Below are 20187 nucleotides of genomic sequence, written 5' to 3'. Positions count from 1 at the left end.
ACAAGAAAAGAATGTCCACGAACATCAAGCTGCTGTTGATCGAAGACAATCAGGATCTGCGGGAGATCATCGAGGAATTCCTCGAGGCGTACGGATTTATCGTTCTGCCCGCCAAGGACGGCCAGGAAGGCCTCGATCTGTTTGAGCGCGCGGTGCCCAATATCGTGCTGGCCGACGTGCTGCTCCCGAAAGTCAACGGTTTTCAAATCTGCGAAAAAATCAAAAAGGGCCCCCGGCCGGTGCCGGTGGTATTGATGAGCGCGCTGTACAAGACCTACAGCATGCAAACCGAAGCCAAAACGAAATACGGCGCCGACGAATATCTGATCAAACCGCTCAACCTGATGAATCTGGCGCGGTTGCTCTGCCGGCTGCTCGGCATCGAAAAGCCCGTCCGGATCAAGGAAGCCGAACCGGCGGGAGAGCCCGCGCCTGAATCCGCGGCGGTCGCGGCGGACGAGTCGGCCGCCAATCCGGAGGCGGTCGATCCCGCGACCCGGACCGGCTCGCTGTACGTTCTGCCGGACGCGGAAGAGGAAATCGCGATCAGCGACGAGGAAGAGACCGAACTCGACCTCGACCGGCCGACCTTTCCCGAGGCCGGCGACCTGGTCGATTGGCCGTCCCCGGTGCTGATCGGCGAGATTTTCCGCCGCAAACTGACCGGCAAACTGAACGTGACCAACGGCAGCGCGGTACGCACGCTATATCTGCGCGAGGGCGTGCCGGTCTATGCCAACAGCAATGTCGCCGGCGAATCCTTCACCCAGTTGCTGGTCGCCGACGGCAAGGTCACGGCGGAACAGCTCGGCCGCACCGAGCGGCTGGCCAGGGAGCGCGGCTCCACCGTGGGCAAACTGCTGGTGGAAAACGCCCTGATCGACCAGGCCGACCTCGCCGCCTATCTCCTGCGCGAGGTCGATTGCCGGGCCGAGGCCGTGCTGCGCCTGGCGGCCGGCAAATATTCCTTCGCGGAAGACGATTCCTGGCTCGAAAAAATCAAACGGCCGGAAATCAACATTTTCGATCTGACCTATCAGGTCGTCGCCAAGCAGAACAGCGAGGCGGATTTGGCCGAACGGTACGACGGCCGGGTCAACCAGGTGGTGTTCAAGAATGAGGAAAACCTGCTGCTCGCCGGCCGGATCCAATGGCGCGAGGAGCACCTGGACGCCTTCATCCTGATCGACGGCAAGCGAACGGTGGCGGAAGTCGCCGCCGAATCCGGCCAGTCGCTGCCGGTCATTCATCAGTTGCTGTATGTGCTGGAATTGTTCGATATGATCCGATTTCGGTAGTGGGAAGCGGTCGGCAACCTTGAATTTTCGATCGCCTTTGATTTGATAGACGCGTTTTCCCAATTCGTTTGCGGCGATGATCCGCTTCGTCGAAGTTAGGGCTGTGCGCTCGCGACGGACGGCCATCGCCTTCTGCAACCACTTATTCATCAAGGAGTTTTGACGATGAACAACCCTTATTATGTTGATGAATCGCGGCCTTGGTTTACGGCGGAGGCCGGGTGGCCGGAAGAAGTGCCGAAGAATTGGGATTTCGAGCGCGTTACGCTCGGTGAGATGTTCGAGCGGACCGTCAAGGAATTTCCCGACCTGAACGCGATCTGGTTCCTGGATACCTGGATGAAGTACCGGGAACTGAACGAGAAGGTCAACGCCTTCGCGACGGCGATTCATCAATTGGGGTTGCGCAAGGGCGATGTGATGGCGCTGATGCTGCCCAACAGCTTCCAATACGTCATCAGCTATTACGCTTGCGCCAAGCTCGGCGTCATCGTCACCGGCGTCAATCCGACCTATAAGCCGGGCGAGGTGAAGCACCAGCTCAAGCTGACCGGCGCCAAGGGCATCGTGGTTCTCGACGTGCTGTACGGCGAGACCATCGCGCCGATCGTCAAGGACACCGCGATCCAGCACGTCATCGTCACCAACGTGACCGACCTGGCGGCGCTGTCGCCGCTCAAGCGCTGGCTCGGGAAAAAGCTGAAGAAGATCCCCTTCGCGGAAGCGCCCGCGGGCAGCCTGCAATTCAAGCAACTGCTGAAAACGCCTCCCGCGCTGCCGAAGATCGAACTGAGCGCCGACGACGTCGCGACCTACATCATGACCGGCGGCACGACCGGCGTACCCAAGGCGGCCATCCTCTCGCACCTGAATTGCGTTTCCAACGCCAAGCAGGCCCAGCTCTGGATGTACAAGATCAAGCCGGGCACCGCCGCGATCGGCGTCCTGCCGCTGTTCCACAGCTTCGCCATGACCTGCGTGATGAACATCTCCCTGTCCTACGGCGGCACGATGATCCTGTTCCCGCGGCCGCCCGCCGTGAAGGAACTGGTCGAAACGATCCTGCGCGTCAGCCCGCCGCTCGGCAGCATCTACGTGGGCGCGGAAGTGCTTTTCCAGCGCATGGCCGAATGGCCGGAAATCGTCAATTACAACCTGTCCGGCAAAATCACCCTGTGCGTTTCCGGCGCCGGGCCGCTCCATCGCCCGGTGCAGGAAAAGTTCGAGCAGGTCACCGGCGCGCGCCTGGTCGAGGGCTACGGCCTGAGCGAATCCTCGCCGGTCGTCTCGGCGGGCCCGTTCTGGGGCAACCGCAAGATCGGCACCATCGGGCTGCCGTTCCCGGGCACCGAATGGAAGATCGTCGACGCGGGCGATCCGAACAAGGAACTGCCGCAGGGCGACGCCGGGGAAATCGCCGTGGCCGGCCCGCAAGTCATGGTCGGCTATCTTCATCACGAAACGGAAACGGCCGAGACGATCGTCACGTTGGCCGACGGCAAGCGCTGGCTGCTGACGGGCGACATCGGCCGCATGGATCCGCAAGGCCGCATCACGATCGAGGACCGCAAGAAGCAGCTCATTAAAGTGCGCGGCTACAGCGTGTTCCCGACCGAGATCGAGACGATGCTGCTGGGCCACGAGTCGATCCTCGAGGCGGCGGTGGCGGGTCTGCCCGACAAGGAAGCCGGCGAGATCATCAAGGCCTGGGTGGTGATCCGGGCGGAATACAAGGGCAAGATCAAGCCGGAAGATCTGCTGAAATGGGCCAAGGACAATTTCACGCACTACAAGGTGCCGCGCTACATCGACTTCATCGACGAACTGCCGAAATCGCTCGTCGGCAAGGTGCAGCGCCGCCAGTTGCAGGAAGGCGACCCGATTTTCAAGGAATATCACAAAAAATAGCGGATCCACGACGATTCGGAAACGGCGGAGTCCTCGGAACTCCGCCGTTCTTTTTAATATCTCCCGAGCCAAAGAGCCAAGAGGCCGACCCCGATCATGAGGCAAAAGAGCCCCCAGCCTTCCGATCCGGATTGAATGCCGCAGCCGCATTCCCAGGCCGTCGGACTGGAATTCGCGGCGGAAGGATCAAATGCTGACGGATTGATCGGGTTGTTCGACGGCGGAAACGATTTCCCCCGAGGGGGCATCGGCGCAGGGGATATCGGCCAGGACAGACGAGGCAAAGCCCAGCAACAGACAAATCACCATCCTTGTCTTCATCTTTACCTCCAAGAAGTAAATGAGAATTCAAAGGATCGGAAATTGCGCTACTTGCCCTTGAAATTCGCCTCGCGGCGCTCGATGAACGACATCATCCCTTCCACCGCGTCCTCGGTGCGCATCAGAAAACGGGCCTGGTCGAGCAGCCGGGCCAGGGCGGCGGGGCGGCCTTCCTCGAGCGCGATTTGCGCCGCTTTGCGGGCCTCGTAAACGGCCAGCGGCGCCTGTTTCGCCACCGTTTCGGCGATGGCGAGGGCGCGTTCGAATTGTTGGCCGGGCGCGGTCACTTCCTGCACGAGGCCGATCCGCAAGGCTTCGGCCGCGTCGAACCGCTCGCCGGTCAGCAGGTAGCGCATGGCGTTACCCCAACCGGTCAGCGCCGGCAGGCGCAACGTCGCGCCGCCGAAGGGCATGATGCCGCGGCACACTTCCATCTGCGCGAAAATCGTTGAGGTTGCGGCGATGCGGATGTCCGCCGCGAGGCAAAGCTCGACGCCGATGGTGAAGCAGTAGCCCTGCATCGCCATGACCACCGGTTTGACGCGGCGCGGCGGCATCAGGTCGAGCGGGTCGATGCCGTTTTCGGGAAACAGCGGCGCGCCTTGCGCGACGGCCGGGCCGACCTCGGCGAGATCCAGGCCGGCGGTGAAGTGTTCGCCGTCGGCATACAGCACGGCGCACCGCAGTTCGGGATCGTTTTCCAGCCGCGAATAGGCGGCCGACAATTCGCGCAGCATCTGCAGATTGAACGCATTGCGTTTGGCCGCGCGGTGCAAGCCGATCAATAAAACGTGCCCGCGCGCTTCGGTGACAATCCCACGTTCGTCCATCGGTCCTCCCGTCGCCGGATGGGTATCCGGCGAAAACGTCTATTACTTGCCGGCGGCGCCGGCCCCCGCTTGTTCCAGAATTTTCGCCGTGACCAGCAAGCCGGAAATGTTGTGCTGGTTGTAGTCGATGCGGATGGCGTTGGCCACCGGCGAATGGCGGAACGCGCCCAGGGCCCGTTGCGGATTGGGGTACAGGTGCGCGAATTCGGGGCGGATGATCCGTTCGATCTGGAAGCGCGCGGCGCGGGCCAGGAGCGCGCGGATGTCGCGATTGTCGCGGCCGACCCGTTCCATGGCCTGATAGCAGGCCGAGATGCCTTCCATCCGGGCGCCGGCGGGCGTCACGTAGGGCGGATACGGATAGTAGCCGCCGTCGTAGTCGGGATAGAAAATTTCCCAAGCGCGATCCATCTGGTCGTTCAGCATCGAATCGGTCAGCGTTTCGCAATAGTCGGCATAGATTTTCTTGGGGCTGATCGCGTGCAATTCGTTGAGCGTCAGCATCAGCCAGGCGTCGGGCGGCACCGACAACCGCATGCCCAGCAGCTTGAAGCGTTCGTTGGTGAAGTAGTCCGCCGCGGCCTCCACGGCCTCGAGATACCGCGGCTGAGGATCGAGTTGGTAGAGCCGCACCAGGCCGAGCATGGCCTCGCCCGGGTAATAGATCGAACGGATGCGTTTGGCCGGTTGTTCCTTGTAAGGCCAGTAGCTGTCGAACGAACCGTCCTTGTTCTGGCTGCGCAAAATGTGATTGGCCAACTGATGGGCGAGTTCGAGATCCTCCGCGCTCCGATTGATTTTCATCCGTTCGCCGAGGGCGATCAGCGCCAGGCCGGTGCCGCCGAGTTTGACCGAATAGACCGTTTTCTTCTTGCCCTTGATCGTCTTGGTGTGCTTTTCCAGCATGAACGCGCAGGTCGCGCCGCCGGCGTCGGGCTCGCGCTCGATCTGCTCCAGCACCCACTGCCAGCCGCGATCCGCCGCTTCCTTGTAGCGTTCGACGCCGGTCGCCTCGAAGAGCTGGTAGAGCGAATAAACGGCGCCGGCATGCCGCAATTGGTTGTACGAGGACTTGTAGCGGTCGAAGCCCAGGTCGCCTTCGTACAGCCACTTGTTGTTGGGTTGCAGGATTTTCACCAGGTAGTCGCCGCCCAGTTTGCAGGCTTCGACGATTTCTTGCGGCGTCGGCGGCGGAAGAATGGTTGAGGCGCGATACAGCGCCACGGGCTTGCCCTGGTATTCGGTGTAGGACTCGGTGGGAATGATGAATTCGCCCTGGTCGGGCGCCTTGCCGAGCACCGGCACGCCGTTCTTTTTCTTTCGCAGGTGATCGAGCGCCTTTTCCAGCCCGGCGTTGAGCACGTGCATTTGCGTGTCGGGCATCATCCGGGCGCCGTCGCCGTCCGCCACCAATACCGAATAGAGGCCGCGGCTGTATCCCCAGCCCTTTTCGCGAAACCACAACGGCGCGGCGGAGCGCAATTCGCGCAGCAGGTGGATGGAAACCTTGTCGGTGTCGGCCAACCCGAAATCGGGCGCGACGTCATGGACGATCCGCCCGCCGCAGGCGATCGCCTGCGCCGCGTCCTCGCCGAAACAGGCGGCGCCGGCGCGCGGACCCTGGTCGCCGTAAATCATCACCACCGCCCCGATGACGCCCGAAACCGGCGCGCCCGCCTCGATCGGTTGGCCTTGAACCGCCAGGCGGGCGACCGTGATCAACCGGTCCGCCGTCGCCTCGTCGATCAGCCGCGGCAGCCCGGGCTGGCCGAACGCGTCGAAAAAGGTCGGGTAGATCGCGTAGGCGGCGGCGACGAAAATCAGCAGCGGCCAGAAGGCGAGGCTCGCGAAGCGCCAGATCTTGCGCCAACGCGTCGGCCGGGCCGGCGTAACACTTTTCTTGGGTTTGTACTTCTTCTTCATGGGATCAAACCGCCGAACGTAAAGAACCAGTGAAAACCGCCCGTGTCCTGACGATCACGGAAACCATAAGCCACCGATGTCTGAATGCGCGCCGCAAAAGCATAAGCGAGCAACCAATCAAAATAAAGATCGAATCCCGCGGACGGGTAGAGATCCTCGTCGGTCAACGGCTCGTCACGGTCCAGCGCGAAGCCGGCGTCGGCGAAGGTGCGGCCGCCGATATCCCGGAAATAGATGGGCCAGGTCGAAATGCCGCGCTCGATTTCGAACAGCGGGAAGGTGAACGCCGCCGTGCCCGTGGCGACGCGGTCGCCGTTTTGAAAGCTGCCGTCGTAGCCGGGCAGGGCGAACCGATCACTGAGAAAACTCAGAAACAGCGGATTGCTTTGCGTATAACCGCCGAGTCGGAAATCCCGCTCGCGCAATTGCTCGCCGAAACTGATGCCGCCCAGCGCGGTCAGGCTGAGGCTGCCTTCCCGAAACGGCAGCGGCACGTAGACGCCCAATTGACCGCCGAGCAGTTGCTGCGAAATGACCCCGCCGAGCGCCTCGTCGTAGATCGTCGCCCCGAAGCCCGACGGAAACGTGATTGGCCGGTTGGCGGCGAGGCCCTGGTCGAAGGTCCAACCGAAACGAGCTCCCGACCAGTAGCCGACGAATTCTTGCTTGGGCTTGAACTTGTCGGGATCGTCCAGGCCGCGTCGATCCTGCCCGAGGTAACCGGCGAACAGCAGGTGGCGATAAAAAACGGGATAGGTGACCAGCGCCTGCCCGGTGATGCGCCGTTCGTAGTAATCGACCCATTCCAGGTCGCGGTTGTAGACGATTTTGCCGAGGTTGACCGCTTCCTGCGCGGCCAACAGTTGCAGGTTCGGCGTGAACCGGGAGTAGGTATAGTTGACGTAGGCGTCGAGAAAACGGCGCTCGAAGGCCCAAAGCGCCTCGGCACTCCAGGCGTGGTAACCCGCGACGTCGAATCCGGCCGTTTGCGCGCCCAGCCACAGGTCGTCGTCGGAGAGGGAAAACGCCGGCAACCAGTAATGCGGCCAGGCCGTGCGATAGGCCTGATAGTTGTCGGTCGGCGGATCGATCTCCCGGGCGCGCCGGTTGATGTCCCGGGTGATCGGGCCGACCACCAGGGCGTCGGGCTCCGGCGATTCGCGCGCCACTTCCGTCCACCGTTCCGGCGCGAAGTCGGTCGCGTAGACGTCGAAGCCGCCGCCGTTGTAGCCGACGAAAGCCAGCCGTTTGCCCGTCGGATCGACCGCCGGATTGAACGCGCCGCCCAACACGTTGGTCACCCGGTAGAGCTTGCCGGTTTCCAGGTCCAGCGCGTAGATGTTGTAGACGCCCGTGCGGCTGGAGGAAAAGAGCAGGTGGCGCCCGGTCGGGTCGAAAGCCGGGGCGAGATCCAATTCGGGATCGGCCGTCAGGCGGCTGAAGGCGCGCGTTTCGAGATCAAAGCGAAAGAGGTCGCGGTTGCCGTCGTCGTGCCAGACGCTGACCGCCAGCCAACGGCCGCTCGGGTGTACCGCCGGCTGGGCGTATTGAAAATAGGCGCCCGAGTCGTCAGGTTCGGTGAGATGGCGCAGCTCGCCGGTTTCCAGGTCGATCTCGGTCAGCCGGGTCAGGCCGCCTTCCTGGGTCGTGCCGATGACGCGGGACGTGCCGGGGACCGCGGCCGGGTCGGCGAATCGCGCCAGCGTCGTGATCCGTCGGGGGCAGGACGCGCCGGACGGGAGCCGCCACAGATCGAATTCCGCGTGCCAGCGGTCGTGCGGCTTCAGATCGGCGTAAACGATCGCCCCGGTGTCGGTGACGTCCAGACCGCGCACGTCCTCCACGGAGACCAACCGCCGGTCTTTCGGCCTGGCCTCGGCCAGATTGATGACGCGCAGGTTGGGTGTGCGATCGGGATCGTCCTCGAAGAACAGCAGGCGGTCGGCGTCCAGCCAGCGCGGGCTGTCGTGCTGGAAACCGTTGGTGGTCAGTCGGGTCGCCGGCGTCAGGCCGATCGTGGTCAGGCGATCGCGGTCGGCCGCGAAGCGGGCTTTTTCGTTTTTCGTCCAGGCTTCGTACAAATCGGACATGTGGGTGCCGAAAACGACCCGCGCGTCGTGATTGAACAGAAACGGCCAGATTTGTCCGGCGTGCTTGCGATAATAGGCCGCCACTTTTTCCATACCGAAACGTTCGACCAGGTATTGATGAAACAGGCCGCCCCAGATGTAGGGCGCGGCGCCCGACGGCCATTCGCGCGGAAACACCGCGATCTGATCCAGCGTCGGCCAACGGTCGTCCAGGGCGGCCATGCGCAGCATCATCAGCGAATGCGCGCTGCGGTTGCGGCCCTTGGTCGTCAGGTCGGTCTCTTGGAATACGGCGTTGCCCTCGATGAATCCCTGCGGCTGGAAATGGCCGAGCGGCGTCAACCGGCCGAAGGTGTAGCGCAGCGCCGTGTTGAGCTTGAACACCATGTCGGTTTCGACGGCGTGCGTCAATTCGTGCGTGATCAGCAGGCGCAGCCAATCGTCGTAATAGTCCAGGCGATCGGTCGGATGGGGCGGGGCGAGCAGCAGGCGCGTCACCTGCACCGGCGTGATGCTGGACGAACCGTTGCTGAGGTCGGTGCGGTCGGTCATCACCACATCGAAGGGCGTGTGCGGCGTCCACCCGTAGCGGGCGGTCAGCACGGCGAACTGTTCCTCGGCGATGACCGCGGCGCGCAAGGCGGCGAAGCGATAAGGATCGTGATAAGTGATGCGAAAATGCTCGGTATGCAGGGTGCGAAAATCATCGGCCGGCCGAAACGGATAGGCAAAGGCGCCGGCGCTCCAGAGCAAAGCGAAAATGAATCCTAGCGTGAATATCCGGAAGCGCATGCCACATCCTACAAAAAGGAACTTAAAAGGTAGCAAAAAGCATCGCCTGAAACAACGTTCATTGCCGCCGGTTGCCGAATTGCCGATTATTTTAGCAATTTTGGTCGGCGGGCGTTTTTTTCCCGGGCGCCTAGCCCCCGGCAAGAATTGCCGTCAAGAGTTTGACAGGACAACCCGGAAAGCCGGTTGCCGCATCCGGGGAGGGTGGCATAAAATTGACCGAAATGATAATAATTCAACAAGTTAGACGATCTTTTGAACACTGGCACAAGGTTTGCTTTACAGGACGTGGAGGAAAAGTCCGGCAAAGGGACCGGTTTCAGGCTGCGTCCGGATGAAAGGGACACAATGGCGGAACAACCGCGACTCAAATTCAAGGTCCGGTGCCCTCACTGCAACCAGATGTTTATCGTCAACGCCACAATGGAAGAAGCGATAAAAACGGAACCGGTCGTCCCGCCGCGACCGGCGGCGTCGCCGCCTTCGCCTCCGTCCCCGCCGCCGCTTTCCGCCGCACCGCCGCGGCCCGCGCCGGAACCGATCGAGGAAGAGCGGGAACTGACGCCGGAGGAGGAGGATTTCCGCGATCGGATCGTCAAGGCGATCCTGGCCCGCGATTTCGAACTGCCGATGCTGCCGCACGTGGCGTTGAAGGTCATCCGCTTGTCCAGCGACCCCGACGCCAGCATGCAGGATCTGGCCAAGGTGATTCTGACCGACCAGACGATCGCCGCGAAAATTCTGCAAATCGCCAACAGTCCCGTTTATGCGGCGATCACGGAAATCAGCAACATCAACCAGGCGCTGGTGCGCCTCGGCCAGGCCGAGGTAAAGAACCTGATGCTGGCCATCAGCCTGGGAACGAAAATTTTCAAAAGCCGGCTGTACGGCCGGCTGGCCAAAACGCTGTGGGAAAAAGCCGTCGGGGTAGCCTTCGCCGCGCGCGTTCTGGCCACGAAACTCAACGCCGATCGCGACGAATCGTTTCTCTGCGGCTTGATGCACAACATCGGCCGGATGATCGCGCTGAGCATCCTGGAAAAGGCGCAACACGAGGTCGGCTCCGATTTCCGGCCGCCGGAAAGCATGGCGATCGGCATTCTCGATCAATACCATCGCGACATCGGTGAACTGACGGTGGCCAAGTGGGCGCTGCCGCCAGTCGTCGGCACGGTCATCGCGCACTTCGAGACGCCGCAAAATCAGACCACTCCCCAGCGGGTGGTTTCGGTCATTTCGTTGGCCGACGTGTTTTGCCGTCAGGCCGGAATCGGCTTGGCCGCCCCCGAGGAAATCGACCTGGCGAGTCATCCAGCGACGCGCCTGCTGCGGCTGGAGCCGGCGCTGGGCAAGGAAATGTTCGATCGGTTCGTGCAGATATTCGCGAGCGCGAAAAACGAATTTCTCTAAACCGTAAAACGGATGGACGGCATGCGACGGTTTCTTACTTTTCTCGTCTTGGGCGTTCTGGCGGCCTGGTTGGCCGGCTGCACCAGTCAGATTGTCCGCGTCCCGTTGGCTCCCTATGTGGCGGGCGACTTGAAAAACTCGCCGGTGCGCCGCGTGGCCGTGCTGCCGGTGGTCGTGCCCGACTACCTGATGGACAAGGGCGGGGAGGCAGTGAGTGTCGAACTGACCAATCAGTTTATGACCGAATTGGCGGCGAAACGGCTGTTCGACCTCGTGGGCGGCGATCAGGTGACTGAGGCCATGACCGCTTCCTACGGCAACCTGCGCGAATGGGTCTATCAGGGAAACCTGTCCAGCGCGGTGAAAATCGCCCGCGAACTGAAAACAGAAGGCGTCATCTTCGGGCAGGTCAAGCGTTTCGTGCAATCGCATTTGGATCAGGCGGAATTCGAAGTGCAGTTCGAAATGGTGGAAATCGGCTCGCTCGAAACGCTCTGGTCCGTGCGCGAACTGATGATCGGCAAGGGTGGTTCGCCCGCCCTCAATGAGCCGGTCACCGCGCCGCCGACGAGCGTTTTGTCCGAACGCGGCGTTCAGGGCGCCGCCGAGCGGATCGGCCAGATTTACGAAACCGGCGGCCGCATCGAGGTTTCGCAAACCTCGCCGCGAATGATCTGGGGCTACAGCCTGCTGTCCGCCGGGGCGGTCACGACCGTCGCCGCGGTGTATTACCTGACGATGTCGAGCCAGGCCTATCGCAAATACGGTTCGGCCGACAGCGCGGCGGATCTTTCGCGCTATCAGGACGACACCAAAGAATACGATCAGATGTGGGAGATCCTCGGCCCGATCGGGCTGGGATTGATCGGCGGGGGCACGTATCTGCTCCTGACCGATCCGGCCCGCCAGTACGCGGAGCGCGAAACGGCTCCGGTGCGTTTCGCTTTGATGCCGGTGGTGACGCCGACCCGTTACGGGGTCGGTTGTTACACGCGCTTCTAGGGAGCTAGGCCATGAAACGATGGTTGTTGATCTTGTCGGTGGCGGCCCTCGCCGGGTACCTGGTCCTGTCGGGTTGCGGCCGGGATTTCAATCGTTTCCCCTCCGGCAGCGCCTCGTCGCTGACCCTGACGAAGGTCGAGCCGACCGCCGGCTCGAACGATGCGGACATCGCCATCGTGCTGTCGGGCACGAATTTCAGCGGCACGCCGCGCGTCCTGGTCGGCGCCGTCGAATGCACCTCGGTGGCCGTGGTGACCAGCAGCCTGCTTTCCGCCGTCATCCCCGCCGGGACGGCCGCCGGATTGTACGACATCACCGTCATCACCGAGAAGTTGGATCAAGCCAGCCTCGCCGATGCGTTCACCGTCATCAACCCGAACAATCTAACCGTCACCGCCATCGATCCCAATCAGGGATTGGACAATGTCCCGGTGGCCGTCACCATCACGGGAACGAACTTCGTCGCCGGCGCCACTGTCAGTATCGGCGCCACCAGCGTGGAATCGGTGTCCGTGGTCAGCGGGACGACCATCACCGGCACGGTCCCGCTCGGCATCACTCCGGGCACCTACGACGTGGAAGTGACCAACAGCGGCGGCGGCACGGCGAAGTTGATCGCCGGTTATACGGTGCTCAATTCGAAAGAACTGCAAATCACCAGCATCGACCCGAATCATGGGCCGACCGATCTGGATACGGCGGTCACCATCTATGGCGCCAATTTCGATGATTCCATGACGGTCATCGTCGGCCCCAACCTGCTGGAAGACGTGACCACCGTGGCCAGCGATATCCTGACCGCCACCGTCCCGGCCGGCATCACGCCGGGGGTTTATTCGGTGCGGGTGATCAACGCCGACGACGAATACGCCGAACTGTCGGAAGGCTATACGGTGGACTCGGCCTCGGACGACGACGACGATGACGACGATGACGACGACAACGACACTTCCGACGACGACAACGACACCGGCACGGATGACGACGACGACAACGACACCGCGAAGTAAACGCCGGCCTGAAGAAAAACGACTGAATTCGAAATAGTCGAGCAACGGACTCTCCCCGTCATTTCGAGACGGTGACATTGCCTTTTCCACCGATCCCATCGCTGTTTATCCTCTTTGCGCTGAGGGTCGTCAAAGTTCCGACGCTTTTCGCCCGCTTTTGACGAGCGAGCCGGCCCCTGTTTTTGTTGCTTGCAGTTATTGAGAAAGCGATTTATAAAGTTAAAGCATTGGAATTACGGAGAAAAATATAAATTTAACGGCTGTCGGTAATTCGACGCCGCAATGAGGAAATCAGGCGATCCGGTTGGCATAGCGCTTGCTCATTCATCTCATGGAACGAGAAACCCGAGTGGTAAAGGAGCCCGCAAAGTGGAAATGATCCTGTGCTGCTGCTTCCTGCCGGTGCTCGGGTTTTTCGCGTTTGAGCAAGCCATGTCGGATGCCGCCCATCTCCTCGTTCCGGCTTGCCGGCCGGCGGCCTGGTTGCAAATGCGGCCCGGTTGCGAGATGAAAAAAGGGATGTGGCAACTTTCACACAGGAGATAAGGCACATGGCGGAGCAAGAAGAGCTCGAGAAGGGCGAACAAGAGCAGAAAAAGGGCGGCGGCAAAAAGAAGTTGATCTTCATCGCCGTGGGCGCGGTGGTGTTGATCGGCGCGGTGGTCGGAGCTTTGTTCGGATTCGGCGTCATCGGGGGCAAGCATCATGCCGCGACCGAAAACAATCCGGCTTCGGCCGACCCGGGCGAGGCCGCGAAGCCCGTCGATCCGACCGTGGTGCTGCCGTCGGTCGAACTGGAATCCTTCGTGGTCAATCTCGCCGACACCGATCAAAACCGTTTCCTCAAGGTGACCATGGTGGTCGAGCTGACCAAGGAAGAACTCAAGAAGGAAATCGAATCGCGCAAACCGAAGGTCAAGGACGCGATCATCACCTTGCTGTCCGGAAAAACCTCCGCCCAGGTGCGCGACAGCAAGGGCAAGCTGAAATTGCGTCAGGAAATCACGCTGCGGTTGAACGAAATCCTCGGGACCAACGCGGTCAACGAGATTCTGTTCACCGAGTTCATCATCTCCTAAGGAAGAGCAGGCATGGGTCAGGTCCTCAGCCAAGACGAAGTTGACGCCCTACTGGCGGCGGTGACCGACGGCTCGATCGAATCGGAGACGCCGGTTGCGCCCGAGGAGGCCAAGGCGCCGGCGGCGCCGGCCTACGCGCCGCATGAGGTGCGGCCGTACGACATCACCAGCCAGGACCGCATCTTCCGCGGCAAGATGCCCATGCTCGAAGTGATTCACGAAAAATTCTGCCGCGACTTCCGCACCTCGCTCTCGATCGAGTTGCGCCGCGTCGTCGACGTGGAAGTGGGCGACATCCGCCTGGTGAAATTCGGCGAATTTCTCAACAGTCTGCCGCTGCCCACTTCGATCAACCTCTTCAAAATGGAGCCGCTGCGCGGCATGGGGGCGATGATCGTCGAGAGCAGCTTCGCTTTCGTGCTGGTTAATATTTTTCTCGGCGGCATGGGCAAGACCCGCTTCCGTGTGGAAGGCCGCGATTTCACCGCGATCGAATTGAACATCGTTCGCAAGGTCGTCAACGGCGCGCTGACCGAGTTGCAGCACGCCTGGGAGCCGATCGAACCGGTGCGCATCGAATTTCAGCGGACCGAGATCAACCCGCAGTTCGTCTCGATCGCCCACCCGACGGAAATCGTGCTGGTGATCGAAAGCAGCGTCGACGTCGAGGGCAATTCGGGCTTGATTCAAATCGTCATCCCTTACGCCATGGTCGAGCCGCTGCGCGAGAAACTCTCGTCCGGCTTCCTGGGCGAGGGCGCCGCCTACGACGATTCCGCCTGGCGGACCGTGCTGACCGACGCGGTCAAGGAATCCGAAGTGGAAATGAAGGTGCAGTTGGGCCGGGTGAAAATCAGCCTCGAACAACTGATCAAGCTGCAGGACGGCCAGGTGCTGCAACTGGATAAATTTTCCGACGAAGCGGTCGATATCTTGATCGAAAACATCGCGAAGTTCCGCGCGGTGGTGGGCACCGAGCGCGGCTATAAAGCCGTCCGGATTATTTGAGAGGGGACTGATCCATGACGGAAAAAGACGTTCTGAACCAGGACGACATCGACAGCCTGCTGACGCAGATGCAGCAGGAAAGCCGGACGAGCAAGCCCGCCGCGAAAGAAGCCGCCGGCGATCCGAATCTCGATCCGGCCGCGTGGGGTTTGACCGAGGACGATCTCAAAGCGGAAGGGGAGAAAAAGGCGCCGCCGAAGGAAACGCCGCCCCCCGCGGCGCCCGTCACCCAGAAAATGCCGATGCAAACCTTCGAAAAAGCCCCGGCGCCCGCCGGCACCCAGCGCGATCTCGATTTCGTGCTGGATATTCCGCTCGTGCTGACCGTCGAGGTCGGCCGCTCCCGGCTGACGATCGGCGAATTGCTGACCCTGGGGCCGGGCAGTATCGTGGAACTGCAAAAGCTGGCCGGCGAGCCGTTGGAGGTTTTCATCAACGACAAGCTGGTGGCCCGCGGCGAAGCCGTGATCATCAACGAAAAATTCGGCATCCGTTTGACCGACGTCATCAGCAAGGCCGAGCGGATCGAGTCCTTGAAGTAAGGAGGGCGGCCATGTTCCGCAGCGGCAAATGGGTTTCGGCCTTGGCGGCAGTGCTGCTGCTGGCCGGTCTGGCCTGGGCCGAACCGGTGCAGTTGCAGAAGATGAACCTCGTCGAAAAAATGCAGGTTCCCGCCGGCGCCGCCTGCGCCATCGATCTGGCGATCAAGGATCGCGCCGGGTTCGCCGACGCGACCATCGGCATCAAGGGCAAGGAAGTCAGCCTCGTTCTGCCGCGCACCTACACCCATCCGCCCGTTTTGCAGTTCAACAAACTCGACAGCAAATGTTTCGAAAAAGCCGTGGTGGCGCAGATCGACAATCAGACCGTGCGCGCCGTGCTGTTCCTCAAGGAAGGTTACAACGGCGACACCACGCCTTCGTTCGCGATCGGCGAAAACCTGATTCACATCGCCTTGGGCGCCAAGCCGCTGCCGGCGGCCGAACCGATCGTTCTGCCGACCATGGCGACGCCGGAACCGGCGGCCGAAAACGTGCCGCCCGAGGCCAAGATCGACTGGGCCGCCATTCTCGCCGCGCCGCCCACGGCGACGCCGACACCCGCCGCCGAACCGGCGGCGACGCCGGCGCCGGAAAAACCCGCCCCCGCGGCCGCCGCTGCCGCGGCCACGGCGACGCCGGCTCCGGACGAAATCGGCTGGTCGAAAGCCGTCATTAAAATGATCGCGGCGCTGGCCGGCGGCCTGGCGGCGATTCTGATCCTGGCCGGCCTGGCCAAGCGGTTCAAATTGCCGGCGCGCTTGACGGGCGGCCGTTCGGGCCTGATTCGCGTCGTGCAGACCGGCATGCTCGACATGAAGCGGCGCGTCGCGGTGGTGGACGTGGCCGGTGAATTGCTGGTGGTCGCACTGGCCAACAATCAAGTCACCATGCTGGCCAAGATCGAAAACGAAACGGCCCGCCGGCGACTGCTGGGCGACGAAGCGGCGCCCCGCGACAACGCCACGGCGGATTTGACCGAACCGGCGTTTTTCGAAGCCGGTCCGGAAATCGTGAAAACCATGGGGACGGCCGCTAACGACTTCAGCGCCAAACTGCGCGCCTACACCCGGCACGCGCCGCAGGAAAGCGCGGTGGCGGGTCATGACACGCTCAATTCCATCGTGGAGAAGGTCAAGAAGCTGAAGCGCCTGTAAACAAAACGCGGATCGAGGGGTGGCATGAGGGTTATTGGAACCATCGTGACGGGACTGGTCTTGCTGCTCGCCCTGGCGGGACCGGCCCTGGCGCAAGCGACGCCGGCGGCGCCGGCGCTGACCTTGCCGATGGTCGCCGTCAGCGGCGCGTCCCAACCCGAGCAGATTTCCACCGCCGTCAAACTGCTGCTCTTGATCACCGTGTTGGCGGTGGCGCCGTCGCTGCTGATCCTGGTGACCAGTTTCACCCGCATCGTCGTGGTGCTGTCTTTTTTGCGGCAGGCGCTGGGCACCAACCAGACGCCGACCAATCAGATCATCCTGGGCCTGTCGATGTTCCTCACCTTTTACATCATGTATCCGGTCTGGCAGCAGATCAACGAACACGCGGTCCAGCCCTACATGGCGCAGCAGATCGGCTACGAGGAAGCGTTCACCCAAACGCTCAAACCGTTGCGCTCGTTTATGTTGCATCAGACGCGGGAAAAGGACCTGGCGCTGTTCATTAAAATCAGCCGGCTGCCCAAGCCGCAGAACGCCGAGGAAGTCCCGACTTTGACGATCATCCCGGCCTTTATCGTTTCCGAATTGAAGACGGCCTTCATCATCGGCTTCCTGATCTGGCTGCCCTTTCTCATCGTCGACATGGTGATCGCCTCGGTACTGATGAGCATGGGCATGCTGATGCTGCCGCCGATCATGATCTCGTTGCCGTTTAAATTGATGATCTTCGTGCTGGCCGACGGGTGGTATCTGCTGATCGGCAGCCTCGTCAACAGTTTCACGATGTAGGAGGGCTCGCATGAATCTGGAAATGTTGGCCGGGATTTCCAAGGACGCCTTGATGACGGCCTGGGAGGTGTCGTACCCGGTGCTGGTCTCCGGCCTGTTGATCGGCCTGCTGATCAGCATCTTTCAGGCGGTGACCCAGATCCACGAGATGACCCTGACGTTCATCCCCAAGATTCTCGTGGCCGTCCTCACCGTGGCTTTGATGTACGACAAAATGGTGCAGGTCATGATCGGTTTCACCAAACGCATGTTCACCGACTGGGGAGGCTTTCTGCACTAATGCCGCTGGTGACCCTGCCGCTGCCGCTGATCGAATTGTTCGCGCTGGTCTACCTGCGCCTGATGGGTTTCATCCTGACGGCGCCCGTGTTCAGTTCCACCGAGATCCCGACCAAGATCCAGGCCGGACTGGGCTTCGGCCTGGCCCTGATTCTGACCATGGCGGTCAGCCAGGATCCGCAATCGTTGCCGGAGTTGGGGCTGTCGTTTTTCTTCGCCCTGGTGCGGGAATTTCTCTTGGGCATTATTTCGGGCTTTTTGATTTCCTGGGTGGTGGAAGGCGTCGTGATCGGCATGCAGATGGTCGGCTTCCAGATGGGTTTTTCCATCGTCAATACCATCGATCCGACGACCGGTTCGTCGATCAGCATCCTGGCCAGCTTCCAGGTGCGTCTGGCGTTGTTGGTTTTTCTGGTCGGCGGCATGTATCGCCATTTTCTGGAAGCGGTAGCCGCCAGTTACCGGATCGTTCCGATCGGCGCGGCGGTTTTCTCCCCGGGGCAGGGGCAGTCGATCATCGATACGGTCGGCCTGGCGCTGCGGATTTCGATCGTGTTGGCCGCGACGCCGATCGTTTCCCTGATGCTCGTCAAGATCGGGCTGGGCATCCTGGCGCGCACGGTGCCGCAGATGAACGTCTTTGTCGTCGGTTTCCCGTTGACGATCGGCGCCGGCTTGTTGGCCACGGCGGTGGTCATACCGCAGTTCATCATCGGCGTGGATCACCTGTTTGGCCAAAGCCTGGACCGGATGATTCTTTTTTGGCGCAGCGCGGCGCCTTGAAGCGGGTAAAAAATGGCGGAAGGCAGCGACCAGGAAAAAACAGAACCCGCAACCGGCCGGAAGCGGGACAAGGCGCGGGACGAGGGCCAGGTGGCGCAGACGCAGGAATTGCCGAGCGCGCTGGTGTTGGCCGCGTCGCTGCTCGTCTTTTCCGCCGGCGCCGGTTGGTTGTGGGAGCATTTTCAGGATTTGTTCCGGTTGCCGTTCACCTGGATCGGCCAGATGGAACTGACGGGGGCCTCGTTCAAGCAAATGGCTGTCATCCTCGGCATCAAGCTGGTGGTCGTGATTGCGCCGGTGCTGGGCACCGTGGTGCTGGCCGGGGTGGGCGCCAGCGTGGCGCAAACGGGCATTTTGATCGCCAAGGAGGCCATGACGCCGAAAATCGAACGGCTGGATCCGTTGCAGGGGTTCAAGCGTTTCGTTTCCATTCGCAGTCTGGTGGACCTGGTGAAAAACATCGCCAAGATTTTTGTCCTGGGTTACGTGGTTTACAGCACGCTCCGGGCGCATGGCGGCGAGATCCTGAATTTGATGAACCAGCCCGGGCCGCAGGTATTTGCCCTGTTGATGGCACTGATTTTCAAGCTCTTCCTGCGGGCCTCGATCGTCCTGGTGGTCTTGGCGGTGCTGGATTACGCGTTTCAACGTTACGAATGGGAGCGCCAACTGAAAATGACCAAACAGGAAGTCATTGATGAAATGAAACAATCGGAAGGCGATCCCAAAATCAAGGCGCGGATCCGTGCGATGCAGCGCGAGGTCGCGATGCGCCGCATGATGCAGCAGGTGCCGAAGGCCGACGTGGTGATCACCAACCCGACGCACGTCGCCGTCGCGCTGCGCTACGAATCCCCCAAGTATCCGGCGCCTCGCGTGGTGGCCAAGGGCAAGGGCTTCGTGGCGCAACGCATCCGCGAAACCGCCCGGAGCCACGGCGTTCCGGTGCTCGAGCGGCCGGAATTGGCGCGGCTGCTGTACGCGACGGTGAAATTGGACCGGATGATCCCCGAGCAACTCTATCAGGCGGTGGCCGAGATTCTGGCCTACGTCTACGCCCTGAAGGGACGACGGAGCGCGGCGAACGATGGCTGAAAACATCATCGGCAATAGTGTCTTCGGGAGAAAAATGGATCTCCTTCTTCCCATCGGGATGGTGTGCATTGTCATCGTGATGGTCATTCCGATCCCGAAATTCCTGATGGACATTTTGCTGACCCTCAGCATTTTCCTCGGGTTGTTGATCCTGCTGGTGAGTTTGTTCACCGAGCGGCCGCTCGATTTTTCCGCCTTTCCGACGGTCCTGTTGATTTCGACCCTGTTCCGCTTGTCGCTGAACGTGGCCACGACCCGCCTCATTCTGCTGCACGGCAACGAGGGCACGGACGCCGCCGGCAAGGTCATTCAAGCCTTCGGCCAGTTCGTGGTCGGGGGCAATTACGTCGTCGGCGTCATCGTGTTCGTCGTGTTGATCATCATCAACTTCGTGGTCATCACCAAGGGCGCGACGCGTATCGCCGAGGTGACGGCCCGGTTCACCTTGGACGCCATGCCCGGCAAGCAGATGTCGATCGACGCCGACCTGAACAGCGGTTTGATCGACGAGCAGGGAGCCCGCGAACGGCGACGGCAAATCGAACAGCAAGCCGACTTCTACGGCGCGATGGACGGCGCGGCCAAATTCGTCCGCGGCGACGCGATCGCCGGCATCATCATCGTGATCGTCAATATCATCGGCGGCTTCATCATCGGCGTCGCCCAAATGGGGATGGACGCGGCGACCGCCGCGCAGAACTACACCCTGCTGACCGTCGGCGACGGCCTGGTCACCCAGATCCCGGCCCTGATTGTCTCCACCGGCGCCGGCATCATCGTCACCCGGGCCAGCGGCAGCGCCGACCTGGCGGGCGACATCGGCGGGCAGTTGATCGGCCGGGCCAAGGTCCTGTTCATCGCCTCGGGCATC

The 20187-nt window shown here is 61.6% G+C and carries 18 protein-coding genes; 15 read left to right on the top strand and 3 right to left on the bottom strand.

Translation table 11 applies throughout. From position 1 onward, the window contains the following. The first annotated feature begins 11 nt into the window (after nucleotides 1-11). Together GX444_15960 and GX444_15955 are read left to right on the top strand one after the other, a co-directional pair. Nucleotides 12-1298, top strand: a complete 1287-nt coding sequence (locus GX444_15960; GenBank protein ID NLH50074.1) for a response regulator — start codon at nucleotides 12-14, stop codon at nucleotides 1296-1298. Nucleotides 1299-1463: 165 nt separating this feature from the next. Beyond that, entirely contained in the window at nucleotides 1464-3206 is a 1743-nt protein-coding gene (locus tag GX444_15955) for a long-chain fatty acid--CoA ligase (GenBank protein NLH50073.1), read from the top strand. Between the two features lie 368 nt (nucleotides 3207-3574). Here GX444_15955 and GX444_15950 read toward each other — a convergent pair whose 3' ends face one another. From GX444_15950 to GX444_15940, 3 genes are read right to left on the bottom strand one after another with little or no spacing between them, the layout of a single operon-like run. Continuing rightward, entirely contained in the window at nucleotides 3575-4357 is a 783-nt protein-coding gene (locus GX444_15950; GenBank protein ID NLH50072.1) for a crotonase/enoyl-CoA hydratase family protein, read from the bottom strand. A gap of 42 nt (nucleotides 4358-4399) precedes the next feature. After that, the gene (locus tag GX444_15945) at nucleotides 4400-6280 is read right to left on the bottom strand and encodes a hypothetical protein (GenBank protein NLH50071.1); all 1881 of its coding nucleotides are present in this window, start codon (nucleotides 6278-6280) and stop codon (nucleotides 4400-4402) included. Further along, a complete protein-coding gene (locus GX444_15940; GenBank protein ID NLH50070.1) occupies nucleotides 6277-9162 on the bottom strand; it encodes a hypothetical protein in 2886 nt (961 codons plus the stop codon). Before GX444_15940 ends, GX444_15945 begins: the two co-directional genes overlap by 4 nt. Before the next feature lie 348 nt (nucleotides 9163-9510). Between GX444_15940 and GX444_15935 the strand changes: the two genes are divergently transcribed. The 13 genes from GX444_15935 to flhA form a co-directional block, all read left to right on the top strand. Then, entirely contained in the window at nucleotides 9511-10572 is a 1062-nt protein-coding gene (locus GX444_15935) for an HDOD domain-containing protein (GenBank protein ID NLH50069.1), read from the top strand. A gap of 21 nt (nucleotides 10573-10593) precedes the next feature. Further along, nucleotides 10594-11574, top strand: coding sequence for a hypothetical protein (locus tag GX444_15930; GenBank protein NLH50068.1), 981 nt, complete (start codon nucleotides 10594-10596; stop codon nucleotides 11572-11574). An 11-nt stretch (nucleotides 11575-11585) separates the two neighbouring features. Further along, the gene (locus tag GX444_15925) at nucleotides 11586-12584 is read left to right on the top strand and encodes a hypothetical protein (GenBank protein ID NLH50067.1); all 999 of its coding nucleotides are present in this window, start codon (nucleotides 11586-11588) and stop codon (nucleotides 12582-12584) included. A 369-nt stretch (nucleotides 12585-12953) separates the two neighbouring features. Then, a complete protein-coding gene (locus tag GX444_15920) occupies nucleotides 12954-13130 on the top strand; it encodes a hypothetical protein (protein NLH50066.1) in 177 nt (58 codons plus the stop codon). 5 nt (nucleotides 13131-13135) lie between these two features. Beyond that, a complete protein-coding gene (locus tag GX444_15915; GenBank protein NLH50065.1) occupies nucleotides 13136-13663 on the top strand; it encodes a flagellar basal body-associated FliL family protein in 528 nt (175 codons plus the stop codon). 12 nt (nucleotides 13664-13675) lie between these two features. Then, nucleotides 13676-14671 carry a flagellar motor switch protein FliM gene (fliM, locus tag GX444_15910; GenBank protein ID NLH50064.1) on the top strand — a complete coding sequence of 332 codons (996 nt, stop codon included), beginning with the start codon at nucleotides 13676-13678 and terminating at the stop codon, nucleotides 14669-14671. Between the two features lie 68 nt (nucleotides 14672-14739). Continuing rightward, a complete protein-coding gene (gene fliN / locus GX444_15905) occupies nucleotides 14740-15213 on the top strand; it encodes a flagellar motor switch protein FliN (GenBank protein NLH50063.1) in 474 nt (157 codons plus the stop codon). Nucleotides 15214-15224: 11 nt separating this feature from the next. Further along, nucleotides 15225-16367: a flagellar biosynthetic protein FliO gene (locus GX444_15900; GenBank protein NLH50062.1), complete on the top strand. Its 1143-nt coding sequence runs from the start codon at nucleotides 15225-15227 to the stop codon at nucleotides 16365-16367. 24 nt (nucleotides 16368-16391) lie between these two features. Continuing rightward, nucleotides 16392-17159 (top strand): flagellar type III secretion system pore protein FliP, encoded by a 768-nt coding sequence (gene fliP, locus GX444_15895; protein NLH50061.1) that lies wholly within the window; start codon nucleotides 16392-16394, stop codon nucleotides 17157-17159. A 10-nt stretch (nucleotides 17160-17169) separates the two neighbouring features. Further along, nucleotides 17170-17439: a hypothetical protein gene (locus GX444_15890; GenBank protein NLH50060.1), complete on the top strand. Its 270-nt coding sequence runs from the start codon at nucleotides 17170-17172 to the stop codon at nucleotides 17437-17439. After that, a complete protein-coding gene (locus tag GX444_15885; GenBank protein NLH50059.1) occupies nucleotides 17439-18221 on the top strand; it encodes a flagellar biosynthetic protein FliR in 783 nt (260 codons plus the stop codon). The genes GX444_15890 and GX444_15885 overlap by 1 nt, the downstream gene beginning before the upstream one ends. A gap of 12 nt (nucleotides 18222-18233) precedes the next feature. Further along, nucleotides 18234-19316, top strand: coding sequence for a flagellar biosynthesis protein FlhB (gene flhB, locus GX444_15880; GenBank protein ID NLH50058.1), 1083 nt, complete (start codon nucleotides 18234-18236; stop codon nucleotides 19314-19316). Beyond that, a partial coding sequence (flhA, locus tag GX444_15875; protein ID NLH50057.1) for an EscV/YscV/HrcV family type III secretion system export apparatus protein occupies nucleotides 19309-20187 on the top strand: 879 nt, incomplete at its 3' end. The genes flhB and flhA, both read left to right, overlap by 8 nt.

The sequence above is a fragment of the Myxococcales bacterium genome (assembly GCA_012517325.1).
Lineage (GTDB): Bacteria > Lernaellota > Lernaellaia > Lernaellales > Lernaellaceae > JAAYVF01.
Note: the sequence above shows the minus strand (reverse complement) of the source record. Positions and strands in the feature narration are given on the sequence as shown.